Source organism: Zunongwangia profunda SM-A87, assembly GCF_000023465.1.
GTDB classification, from domain to species: domain Bacteria; phylum Bacteroidota; class Bacteroidia; order Flavobacteriales; family Flavobacteriaceae; genus Zunongwangia; species Zunongwangia profunda.
Window position 1 is genome coordinate 1,388,135 of the sequence record NC_014041.1, and the last position, 12,206, is coordinate 1,400,340.

The window sequence follows — 12,206 nt, forward strand, 5'->3', positions numbered from 1 at the left end:
GGTAGATGCAATTTTCGAAGTAACGGTTAACTACGAAAAACTATGTATGATCTTCTTCATTCATTTTAGCCTCAAGTTTTGCGGCAATAGTGTGGAGGTATTTGGTACGCGGATCTTTACGTGATTTTATTTCTCCGTAGGTTTTATAGAAGTTATCGATCTCGATATTAAAGAAATCTTCGAAGGCAGCGACGATGGTTTTTAAATCTACGGTACCGTGATTGATATCCCCTTTAAAGTAAAGGGCATAGATAATTTCCACCAGGCTTGTTTTAGTACCAGACCATACCAATAGATTGGGCTGTCGTTCCCTGAATTCTCCACTGCTTCCGGGTTGTATCAATTCTAACTTCTCCCGAATATAATGGATGTAACGATAGAGGGCCTGTACCTGTGACCATAGCATATCGTGTGACGTAGAGAATTCTGGATATTGGTAATAGTGAATATTTGGATTGAATGAAAAATCCCTTTTTCCATGCCGACTAAAGAAAAGGTGATCCAAATAGGTATGGCCCTGTTCCATATAGCTTACGAAGCTGTTGTTTTCTGAGAAGAACTGATTGATTTTTTTAATCTCTTTCTCCAAAAAGCGTACTTTATGGGAATTCCCAATTTTAGGAAGGTTAATTTCACAATTACGGATCTGTGAGAAATAGATATGGTAGCTCATGGGAAGTGGCTTAATATTACGAAAGAAGTCTATTTCTGACTGAGGATCTTCAAAATCCTCTTTATTCACGTGTTTTTGAAGTTTCGATAAGGTTTTGACGGAAAGCTGTATCCCTGATTCCGCTTTTTTAAGATCGGAATCCCCGGAATGAATCAGGTTATCGATGTTTTCGCTAAAGGCCGACATAATGTTCTCGATCATGAGCTGAATATTTATGGATAACAAATAGTGGCGTTGCTGTGCTAGTTTCAAATTTGTGGGTTTGAGGATTGATAGCGATCCTATATGTCCATAAACTATATCAAATTCTATTAAATTTCATTAGCTACAGATAAATTTTAACCTAAATTGAATAAATTGACAATTCATCTTTAAAAATCGATAAGTAATTTTTTGAGATAAATTTTATCTTTGATAAGCACTTAACCTAATAATCTTAGCGGATTTTATTGCAAGGTTCACCATTCTTAACTAAAAAATGTTCAAATTATGTTTGAAGGTAAGTATGGCACCTATTGGATTGATAGTGGTATTTTACATATGGTTTATAAGGAGAATATTATTATTGATTTAAAAATTGCCAAAAAAATCACTAGTGATCGTCTTTTATTCCAGAAGGCTAAAGAATATCCAGTTTTCTGCGATCTCTCTGCTGTAGTCGATTCTACATCTATGGCAAGGCGTTATTTTGCTGCCCAGGGAACTACGCTGATGAGCGCAATCGCCATTTATGCAGGTTCACCAGTGGCGATAAGCCATGCGGAATTCTATATGCGTACCCTAATGCACAAAATACCTACAGCGTTTTTTACCCAGAAGTATCAAGCTTTAAAATTTTTAAAAGATTATTGCAAATGACATAAACTGTAAACACTAGAATTATGGAGCGGGAATTTAACAGGGAGAATTTACAGGGTATTTATCGCTTGCTTACCGAAATTGCAAAAGGTAATTTTGCCTATAAAATTAGGCGTAGCCGTTATAATGATGAGCTAGAAGCGCTCATAACTTACTTTAATCAGGCCGCTCAGGAACTGTACCGTACCCGAAATCAATTTTTATGGATCAACCGTGAGAACGAAGCTGTAAAAATCCGGACAGCTCATTTTGTCCTGGACCACCAATTTAAAATTCAGAAATTAAGTTATGATACTCCTGGAAATAAATCGGTGAAAGCAGTAGATTTTGTTGGTAAACCTTTTGAAATATTACTGGTAAAATCTTTTAGGAAACAATGGCGTAAAAAGATAAAATCTTTAAAAAAGTCTCGTCGAATGTCTTTTTTTATAAAGCTTGAATATCATTTTGATAGCTTTGTGAATATCGATTTAGATTCTGTTGTTTCACGTTTTATTAGTGATAAAATGGAAGAATATATTGTTACCTCATTTTTATTAGAAACCTCAAAAGACATAGCCTTAGTCACTTCGAACAATATTGCCCTTAAAACCTTTTCCATATGGGATCAGAAATTACTTAAGGAGATCCAGGTGTATATAGAACACCATCTTGAAGAACCATTAGTAAGCATTGATGAACTGGCCCTGAAATTTCAGACCAATACCCATAAGATAATCAATGGCTTTAAAGAATTATTTGGCTGTACACCGTTTCAGTATCACGCCAGGCAACGAATTGAGCGTTGTAAATTTTTAATCGAATACAGTGAACTTAATCTTATGGAGATTTCTATTAAAATGGGTTACGGATCCTATCCTAATTTTTCAAAACGTTTCAAGAATATAACACAGATATCACCTAAACGATATCGGGATATTGTTCGAAAGTCGTAAGATTTAATGCAATTTGTATAAAATTGACAAGTTGACTTCTCCATCGGTTAAGTATTATGATGCAGTTTTATACCATTGAAGATGAAATGGATATAAAATGATGAAAAAGAGGATGAAATTTAATCTTGAACTCGCTATTCGTTTTCTTTTTATCGTGTTGTTTTTATATGCAGCATTAAGTAAACTGATCGATTATCAAAAATTTTATAACGATCTTTTAAACAGTCCTATTTTAGGATATCCTTTAGTTGCTCGATTCGTATCCATTTTGATACCCTGTTTGGAAATTATTGTTTCAGGCTTGCTTAGTATGGGGAAATGGCTAAAAACAGGGTGGTATCTGGTATTTTTACTGATGGTTCTATTTACTGTTTATATAGGATCAATATTGTTTTTTAGTGAAAGTGTACCCTGTTCCTGCGGCGGTATTATAAGTAAACTAAGCTGGGACGAACATCTTATTTTTAATGTTGCCTTTACCATCTTAAGTGGCCTGGGAATATATCTTCATAGAAAAAAATAACATAAAATATTGTTGCGCGACGATGCAGGAGAAGCCGAAAACCTGAGAGAGAGTAGGCACTTAATTTAATTTAATGATTATGAAAACCAAAAAGTTTTTAATGCCGGTTATGGCAATCGCAATGGCAGTAGGACTAGCCTTTAGTACGAAAGCAGATGTACAGTCTAACGGATGGGTAGAACGGGATGGAGCATCTTATCAATTACAGACCGATCCCTGTAATTCTAGCAATCAGGCACAGTGTGAAGTGATTTTTACTGATGATCCGGGAACGGTGCACCAGGTATATATGGATGAAGCTTTAAGCATTCCGAAACCTGGAGGATCGGGAGGTTTACCTTATGAAATTGAGGACTAGGTAGATCATCTTTTTATGCAACCCCGGAATTTTATTCCGGGGTTTAATTTATGATCAGTTTTCAGAGCTTCCGATAAAAGTCCATTTAAATTTCTCATTAAAATACATCTTAGCCACATCTTTTAAATCCTTAGCTGAAAAAGATTCTATATCGTATTGCATGATATCTTCTGACGGTATAGCGAGCTGATGTTGGTAATGATCATATAATTGTTGTATAAGTTCACTGTTCTCATTTCTGGCAGGTTCTTTCCATTTTTTCAAGTCAGCCCCGTTTTTTATAGCCTTTATTGTTGCAGGGTCTAAGCTTTCAGATTTCAATTCCCTGAAGAATTCATTACAGGAGGTAAGCACCTTATCAAAATCATCGGTACTGCATTGCAGGTAAATTTCTATACTGCTCATTCCAGTTTCTGGTTGCATGGATTTGATGGCCCTTGCCGAGTATACGCCAAGGTGGTTATTAAAACGGAGTTGTTTTAGTTTAAAATTTAAAGCCGTTTGAAGTAATTCTAAATTAAGGGCAGTTTTATAATCTATGTGCTTATCTGGAATGCTGAATTTAATGGATAGATATGTGTTTTTCACCGGTTCGGTAAATTTATAATGACTGTTCTTATTCTCAGGTATGTGAGGCAGGTAATTATCACATTTGAGAAATGCTTTGGAAGTCTGACTTGGTAAATTTCCAAGGTATTTCCTTAGCAACGGGAGCATTTTTTCTTTGTTATAGGGACCAACAACCAGCACAGTATATTTCTCTGGATGCGCATGTAAATGTTCATATTTTTTTAAAGCCCTATAATAATCTACAGTAAGGCTTTCCTTATAGCGTTTTATTCCTCGTGGGATACCAATATAACCGATTTGTTCCTCTATAAAATCCATAAAATTATTACCGGGCCGTGAGTTTCTTACCCGGTCTTTAGCTTCCTGCATTTTCCAGTCTAGAAAAGCTTCTGGTTTTGGTGTAGGCCTCGCAAAACTCAGATATACGGTTTGTAGAAAATTTTCCAGATCCTCTGGTGCAAAAGCGCCTTCGAATCCGGTTTCATAGGGGGTTATATAATTGCGGTAGTGATGCTTAAAACTTGTAGTTTCCAAAAAATTATTGATCTCAAATTTATCGTAGTTACCAAGCCCGCTATTTTTTAATATCAATGGGGAAAGAATGGCTTCGTAATCTTGGCTCCCGAAACAAGCACTACCTTGGGGACTAAAACCATGCATCATGATCTTATCTTTAAACCTTCCGGTAATGGGGTTATTTTGTTTTAAAATTAGGGTCACTCCATTTTCTAAGGTGATGATTTCTTCTCCATAATCACCGTTTTGTCGATCTATAATTTGGGCTGGGATTAATCTAGCCTGTTCTTCCTGGGGGATAAGGTTTTTAGGTGTTTTTATTTTAGGGACAGCTCTTGGATTCTTTATTCCCTCTTTTATAAATCTAAGAAGATCTTCTTTTATATAGTCTTCACGATTTTCTGTTTTGGGAATAATTACCGAAATATTGTTAGGAATCCAACGCAAGGTTTTTACATAGTCGTAGAGATCTTTAAGTTTTAATTGATTTAGAAATAATAGGCGCTTTTTTAAGTTTTGCTTTGTAGGCTTATCGTTTATAACAAGATTCATATAGTAGTCTGACCAAAACGATACTGGAGATTGATGAGGCTCACTTATAAACTGCTTTCTAGATTGTATAGCAGTTGTGAGCTCAGTCTTGGTAATTCCATTTTCACTAATTCCCGCCAGGATAGCAAATACATCTTCCACATTTTTTTTAATAGAGGAGGGTGGGGTATGGATATAAAGACTATTTTGAGAAAGATCGTAATAAGGCATAAAATTCGAATAGTAATCAATAGTATATCTATGCTGAAGCTTTAGTAAACGGTCCTGAATGATGGGTGATAAAATATGCCAGAATTCTTCCTTTTGAAGTTTTTCCCACTCGCTCGTATGCTTATAATGCTCACTAAAATAAAATTGAAACCTCGATAAGGATACATTGCTGTCCAGGGATTGTTCCACAATAAATTTTTCTGGATTTGCTATATAATTTTGAATACAGTCCCTGGAACTCGGCTTTTTCCCTACCAGTGGTATATTTTCAAATATCTTTCTAATTTTAGCTTCAATTTTATCCGGATCATCAAATTTTCCAACCAGTAGTAGGGTCATTACATCTGGTCTATACCATTGATGATAAAATTCCTGAAGTGCACTATCTGAAGAATTCATCAGTTTATCCTTAAACTCATTTGGTGGAACTACCGGTTTGTTACAATTAAAAAGCGTATTGTATATTTTATGTGAACTATAATTCTTTTCAGGTTCTTTCAACAGGTATTCCTGGTAAACCGCTTTTTTTTCGGCTTTAATCTGCTCTTTATGAAACACGACCTTTCCTGAAGCGATTTCGTATCCAAAATTTAAAAGGGTATCTAAAGCTATTGCGTTTGTTTTCGGATAAGAAAATTGATAGTAGGTAGACGTTCTTAAGGTGATGGCATGCATATCATTCTGCTTCATTTGCAGTGCCGATAAAATATTGGTGTCGAAATTAAAATTGGTATAACTTTCTAAATAATTAAATGCTATATGCTCTAAAAGGTGCGCATGCTCATATTGATCATCCCGCTCTTGATTGCTTCCCGCATTAACGATCAATCGAATTTCGTTTTTTTCAATGTTTTCTGCGATGGGTTGGATAATATACGTAAACCCGTTGGCAAGAGTGTCAATAACGGGTTCGGGCGTTAGCGTTTTACTATCCGGTATCGTTTGTCCACTTACAGGAAAAATAAAAGAGAGCCATAGCAGGGAAAATGCAAGGTATGCTACATTATGTGTTTTCATTATTATCATTTAAATTTAATAGCCAGGGTTTTGGGTTAAATTCGGATTCTTTACTCGTTCGCTATAGGGGATGGGGTAAAGCCATGCATCGGTCGTAAAATTGGTATTAGGTTTAGCGTTAAGTGAAGTCTTTTTGTCGTAGCGCTTTAGGGCTAACCATCGATGTCCCCATTCGCTAAAAAGTTCTCTTCTATTTTCTACCAATAAGGTGTCCAGCAGTTGAGAACTACTTAAATCATTGGAAATTTTGGGAATGCCAGATCGTTCCCGGAGCGCATTGATCCCATTAATGGCCTCCTCTAATTTATTCAGTTGAATATTAGCTTCAGCCTGGATAAGATATTGTTCGGCCAGGCGTAAAACCATGGAATACTCGGTAATATTCCCTGAGTAATCATACTGAACCTTGTATTTATAGGGATAATATAAATACTCCTCATTAATCATAATACTGTCTGTCCAATGCTCTTTTCGAAGATCCTGCTTATAAAAACTATTTATAAATTCTTTTGATAGCGCAATTGGGGTGCTATTGGTAGGTGTTTTGATCAGGAGGTTTCCATCGCGGGTATGACTAAAACTATTTCCCCATCCAATCGGGGAAATTTGCCAGATCGCTTCGCGGCTATTGGCTAAGAATACCTGGTCGTGTTGTGCCAAAAGTTCATATTGGTCATGGGCAGCAATGATTTCTGAACTGTATGACCTTGCAGCTTCCCAATTATTTAAAAACAGGTGTACCCTTGCCAGTAAAGCCTTCGCCGCAAATTGGTTTATGCGCGTTCTATCATTATCTTCATAGGTGGGCGCCAGGAGTGCTGAAGCCTGTTCTAAATCTAAGATGATCTGATCGTAAATTAACGGTGTCGCTGTATTTTTTGCGGTCGTATTTTGATGATAATCGGTCTGTAAAATAAGCGGAACTTCCCCGTAAAGATTGATTAAGTAAAAATAGGTGAAGGCACGAACAAACCGGGCGCTACCTTCAATTTTGGCAATTAATGGTTCCGGCAGGTTTTGGTTGTTATTTACCCCTTCTAGCAATAAATTTGCCTGATAAATGATGTTATAACATCCCGACCAGAGAATGAGGTTAAAATTATTGGTGGTAGAAATATCATTTTGATAGAATTCTATAATATCCTGGGTGGTTGAGGTTACTATTAAATTATCGGCAGATAGGCTGGTTAAATAACTTACCGATTGTGCCCCACCATTGGAAAAACTGGTATTGAAAAGCTGGTTAAACAATCCGTTTAAGGCACTTTGTGCGGCTTGCTCATTAGAAAAAACAGCCTGAGTATCGAGCATATTATCAGGTGTGTTTACCGCTATAAAATCCTCACAGGCACTTAGGCTTATAAGGCTAATGATGCAAATGGCTTTTAGGTATAGTGTTTTCATTTTATGAGGTTTAAAAGGTTAATTGTAACCCGGCAGTAACACGCTGTAGCTGGGGCAGGTTTGTACTGTTAGGGTTTTGAGGATCCAAACCGGTATAACCGCTAAGGGTGAACACGTTTTGTCCTTGCAGGAATAGGTTAAGCCGTGTAAAAGGTAATTGCCGGATTAACTTTTCAGGTAGGGTATAGCTTAGGTTGATACTTTTCATTCTCACATAAGATGCATCTACAGGTCTTTTAGAGCTTTGTAAATAATTCCTGTAGGCGCGAAAGCCCGTAATGGCCTGCGTGGGTTGCTGAGCGGAGTTTGTTACCGGGGCGCCATCCATAGTGTAGCGTCCGTCAGCTAAGATATTGGTTTGGAAGCCCGGGGTTCCACTATCATGACTTAGCCCTTGTTGTTTTACAAATTCCAACAAGAAATTCAAGTGAAACCCTTTAAACGATATTTGGTTTGAAAAACCACCATAATAGGTTCTGCTAAGATCTTTAAATACCATACGATCTTCATCATCATAACTTCCATCTTCATTCACATCAACCACACTAAAAAAACCGGTCTCAGGATCTATTCCGTCATAAGCGTAGAACCGCATGATGTTCAACGGATATCCTACCGCATATTGGGTAGCATAAGGAGTTTCTTCGATTCCCTCAAATTCGATTAGTTTGCTTTTAGGAAAACTAATATTTACAGAAGCCTGCCAGTTAAATGTTTTGGATTTGATGAGGTCACCCGATAGTACAAGCTCTATCCCAGAATTTTCAATAGTGGCCGGGAAATTGGCTTCTACGCTGGTAAACCCAGTAATAGCCGGTAAAGTATAGCCCACTAACTGGTTGGAAGAGCGATTGCGATACCAGCTAGCCTCCAGGTTAAGCAGGTTACCAAAGAAGCCAAGTTCTATGGCGGCTTCCAGTTTTTTGTTCGATTCCCACGAAAAATCAGGATTGGTAAGGCGGGTAGGGTACAGGCCGCCCGGTCCCGGGGTAGCTTCGTAGGTATTTAAATAGCGATAATCGCCAATTTGATCGTTTCCTGTAATACCATAACTGGCACGAAGTTTCCCAAAATTCAAAAAGTGTAGATGATCTGTGATAAAAGGATATTGTGAGAAAATCCAGGCCGTACCTATAGCCCCAAAATTAGCAAAGCGGTTATTCGCTCCAAATCGTGAAGATCCATCCCGCCGACCGGTAAGGTTGATAAAGTAAGTTTTGTTTAGATTATAGCCTATACGGGCGAATATCGCCTGGTATTTATAGATCACTTCCTGATCGGTAATTACGCTTACAGCATCAGCAGCATTTAAATTTCCGATAAGATGTTGATTGGCATAACCGGTTGCCGATAAATTTAGCTGGTGATTCTTATTTTGCTGAAAGGTAGTTCCTAAAATCAGGTCAAGGTGATGGGAGCCTATATTGGTTGTATAATTTAGTTGCGGTTCTATACTCCAGGACTCCCTGTTGGTTTGTGAATGCTGTGACCGATTGGACACCCGGTGCCAAATAGCGGGGTCTGAAATTTGAATGGGCAATAAATTGATATTATCGTTATCCAGCGTGGTATAACCAAAATTACTTTTAAGGCTGAGACCGGGGAGCATTTTATATTCTAAATTAAGATTACTCACCAGCGTTTTTGTGGAGTTTTCACCGGTACTCTTTAATATGGCTACCGGGTTGCTCCAGGATGATTGTGCCCAGTTAAGGCTACCATCTTCGTTATATAAGGCGGGCGCATTGGGCGGTAAGTTTAAAGCCGTGGCCACAAAATTAGCACTGCTAAAGAGATCACTATCTGTGAGGCCATAATTCACCAAAGCATTCATGCTAAATTTACCATCTTTGGCCGTATGATGGAGACTAAGATTTGCGGTCTTTTTTTCAAATTGATGATCCCCAGGGAAAACATTTCCCTGACGGGTATAAGAAGCACCCGCCCGAAATGACGTTTGTGCGTTCCCACCAGCATAAGACAAATTGGTATTTAGAATGGGCGCGCTATGTCCAAAAAGTTCTTTTTGCCAATTGGTTTGGCGATCCTGATCCCATACTACTAAATCTTCGGCGTTCGATGGGGTGGGGTCTACCTGGTCATTTAGGAAAGCTCTGCGTCGTAATGCCAGGTATTGCGGGGTCTCCATAAGGTCTAAGAAATGGGCCACTCGGGAAAACCCACTGTAAAAAGTCACCTGTAGCTCATCTTTAGCCGTATAGGTTTTATTTTTTGTGGTTATGAGCACTACCCCGTTAGCACCTCGGGAACCATAAATCGCGGTAGCATCAGCATCTTTTAAAACCTCTATACTTTTGATGTTGGCGAGATCGATGCCATTTAAAGGATCGGTTCCGGTTGTACTGGTAAACTGATTAATGGAACTCACCGGAGCTGAGTTTACCGGCATACCATCAATTATATATAAAGGTAGGTTACCGTTATTCCCTAATTGCGTTCGTAAACTATTTTGTCCCCTAATACGTATGGTGGGGGCTGCTCCCGGCACACCGGTTTGCTGAACAATTTCTACCCCGGCCATACGTCCCTGTAAAGCTTCAATAGGACTGGTTACCGGCTGTAATTCGATATCTTCCCCGGTAACCCTTGCTATATTTCCCGTTCGTTCCCGCTCGGTCGTGATGTAATACCCCGCATTGATCACTACTTCAGATAGTGCATCGGCGTTTTGTTGTAATTGGATATCACCCTTAAAATCATTAGTGACCACCAGTATTTTGGTGGTATAACCCATAAAAGAGTAGGAGAGAGTATCGCCAATTGCGGCGGTAATACTATACTTCCCATCCAGATTGGTCATTGTACCGGTTGAGGTTCCTTTTACGATCACGTTAACGCCGGGTAGGGGCAAGCCTTCCTGGTCGCTAATAGTTCCCGATATGATTTGTTGGGCTAGGGGATTTTCGGCATAGGCCGGGACGATACCTAATTGAAAAAAAAAGGATAATAGGGGTATTAGCACTACAATATTGCAGCACTTGTAATTATTTTTCATAATTTCGCTGTGGTTTTTTGTTATTTTAATAGTTCATAAAGCCATAGCCTTCCCTAACTAGACAGCAATCTTAATCTCGGGAAGGCTCTTTTTAGCTTAAAGCCCGTGAATACGGCGCTAATTCAAATGTTGTGGTTTTGTTTTTTTTTCTTATAGCTATTGGTTTTAAGGGTTATATTAATAGTTTATAGTTAAGGGTTTACAGCTCCAAATAATTCAAAATTTAATATCCAAGATTTGAACTGATTCCTGGTTTTGATTATCACCTCTCACACTTCACTTTCTACTTTACGCTTTCATATTTCCCAATTTCAATAGTCATTTCGACTGTAGCGTAGTGGAATGGAGAAATCTCCTCTTTCAATCTAAAATAATTCCAAATTAAGAATTCAAAATTTCATCCTGATTTTCACTTTCTACTTTTAAACTTTCCAACTCATTTTTTAAAAACCGGCCCAGCTTGCCTGTATCGGCAAATTTTGGATTTGCACAACTAAGGAAAACCCTGTATTTTTAGCATTGCGAGTACTAAAGAATACGATGGTTACCCCTGTGCTATGCCTATGTGGTTTGCCAAGGCACCAGGCCGGTTATACCGGGCAAAAGGCAGGGCATTTTGACCGCGGCTACGCCCAAATTATTCTGGTGGACGCTTGATGTTTTTTGAAATAGGTTGTAATGATTGGGGCTGTGGTTTACTGTTATGAAAAGAGAAAAAACCTTTATGCAGCAATATGCCGCTATGGTGTTTAGTAGGATATGTAGTTCTCGTTTTCATAATTCTAATAGTTATGTAAACGAAGTTTTTTCGAAGTAAATATGAAATATCCTAAAATAAGCAAGGGGCAGTCTCACACCTTAGACCTGTGGGTAACCAACCCGGAACTTCTAAATTTCAATGAAACTTAGCAAGTCCTTCCACCTAAAGTTAACGTGAGACCACCCGCATGCAATATGCAAAAGTATAAAACTTTTTTAAGCATGGGGCGATCAGCACGGTCTTCTCGGTGGAAAATTGGTTGTTTACAGGCCGAAAAAACATCGTTTATCAAGGCTAATAATAGCCATGATTATCAAATCGCTTAAACAAATATAAAAATATAATTTAAAGTACCAAAAATAAGGTACATTAATTTAATTATGAGTAAAGTTTTTGAAAGTTCCGCTATATATAAAATCGAATATGAATTAATTAAAAATGTAAAGAACTTTCGTTTAGAAAGAGGTTGGTCACAAAGAACTTTAAGTAAAAATATGGGGCTTTCGGAGACATTCGTAGGTAAATGTGAAGCAATAGATCAGCCTGAGAAGTATAATCTACGTCACATTAATATCCTTAAAGAAGTATTCAACTTTGAAAGTTTAGACGATTTGTATCCCGATGGTTTGCCAAAAGATCAGTTAATAAAATTGAGATATAAAAAAGTACCTAAGTTGAAGATAGATGGTACTTATTCTAAATTTTATGAAACAGAAGTTATTAAAACTATTATTATGAAGGAGAGTACAAAAATTAAAAGTAACAAATCTTAAGAACCATTCTACCACTCTTAATCCGATAAATCCCAAACCAA

9 protein-coding genes are annotated in these 12,206 nt (G+C 37.7%); 5 read left to right on the forward strand and 4 right to left on the reverse strand.

Going from position 1 to position 12,206, the window contains the following annotated elements:
* Positions 1 to 40 precede the first annotated feature (40 nt).
* Complete coding sequence (locus ZPR_RS06115; protein WP_013070767.1) at positions 41 to 859, reverse strand: RteC domain-containing protein; 819 nt, start codon at positions 857 to 859, stop codon at positions 41 to 43.
* Positions 860 to 1,162: 303 nt separating this feature from the next.
* On the opposite strand from ZPR_RS06115, the gene ZPR_RS06120 reads away from it, so the two are divergent.
* The 4 genes from ZPR_RS06120 (at position 1,163) to ZPR_RS06135 (ending at position 3,347) form a co-directional block, all read left to right on the forward strand.
* Positions 1,163 to 1,531, forward strand: a complete 369-nt coding sequence (locus tag ZPR_RS06120) for a DUF7793 family protein (protein ID WP_013070768.1) — start codon at positions 1,163 to 1,165, stop codon at positions 1,529 to 1,531.
* Positions 1,532 to 1,554: 23 nt separating this feature from the next.
* Entirely contained in the window at positions 1,555 to 2,466 is a 912-nt protein-coding gene (locus ZPR_RS06125) for a helix-turn-helix domain-containing protein (RefSeq protein WP_013070769.1), read from the forward strand.
* A gap of 97 nt (positions 2,467 to 2,563) precedes the next feature.
* Positions 2,564 to 2,989: a MauE/DoxX family redox-associated membrane protein gene (locus ZPR_RS06130; protein ID WP_013070770.1), complete on the forward strand. Its 426-nt coding sequence runs from the start codon at positions 2,564 to 2,566 to the stop codon at positions 2,987 to 2,989.
* A 79-nt stretch (positions 2,990 to 3,068) separates the two neighbouring features.
* Complete coding sequence (locus tag ZPR_RS06135) at positions 3,069 to 3,347, forward strand: DUF6520 family protein (RefSeq protein ID WP_148211660.1); 279 nt, start codon at positions 3,069 to 3,071, stop codon at positions 3,345 to 3,347.
* A 54-nt stretch (positions 3,348 to 3,401) separates the two neighbouring features.
* Here ZPR_RS06135 and ZPR_RS06140 read toward each other — a convergent pair whose 3' ends face one another.
* The 3 genes from ZPR_RS06140 to ZPR_RS06150 are packed head-to-tail and all read right to left on the reverse strand — an operon-like array spanning position 3,402 to position 10,632.
* Positions 3,402 to 6,212 (reverse strand): M16 family metallopeptidase, encoded by a 2,811-nt coding sequence (locus ZPR_RS06140; RefSeq protein ID WP_013070772.1) that lies wholly within the window; start codon positions 6,210 to 6,212, stop codon positions 3,402 to 3,404.
* Between the two features lie 15 nt (positions 6,213 to 6,227).
* Complete coding sequence (locus ZPR_RS06145; RefSeq protein ID WP_013070773.1) at positions 6,228 to 7,616, reverse strand: RagB/SusD family nutrient uptake outer membrane protein; 1,389 nt, start codon at positions 7,614 to 7,616, stop codon at positions 6,228 to 6,230.
* Positions 7,617 to 7,626: 10 nt separating this feature from the next.
* Positions 7,627 to 10,632, reverse strand: a complete 3,006-nt coding sequence (locus ZPR_RS06150; protein ID WP_013070774.1) for a SusC/RagA family TonB-linked outer membrane protein — start codon at positions 10,630 to 10,632, stop codon at positions 7,627 to 7,629.
* A gap of 1,140 nt (positions 10,633 to 11,772) precedes the next feature.
* Here ZPR_RS06150 and ZPR_RS22445 point away from each other — a divergent pair.
* Complete coding sequence (locus ZPR_RS22445) at positions 11,773 to 12,165, forward strand: transcriptional regulator (protein WP_013070777.1); 393 nt, start codon at positions 11,773 to 11,775, stop codon at positions 12,163 to 12,165.
* The last annotated feature ends 41 nt before the right edge of the window (positions 12,166 to 12,206 follow it).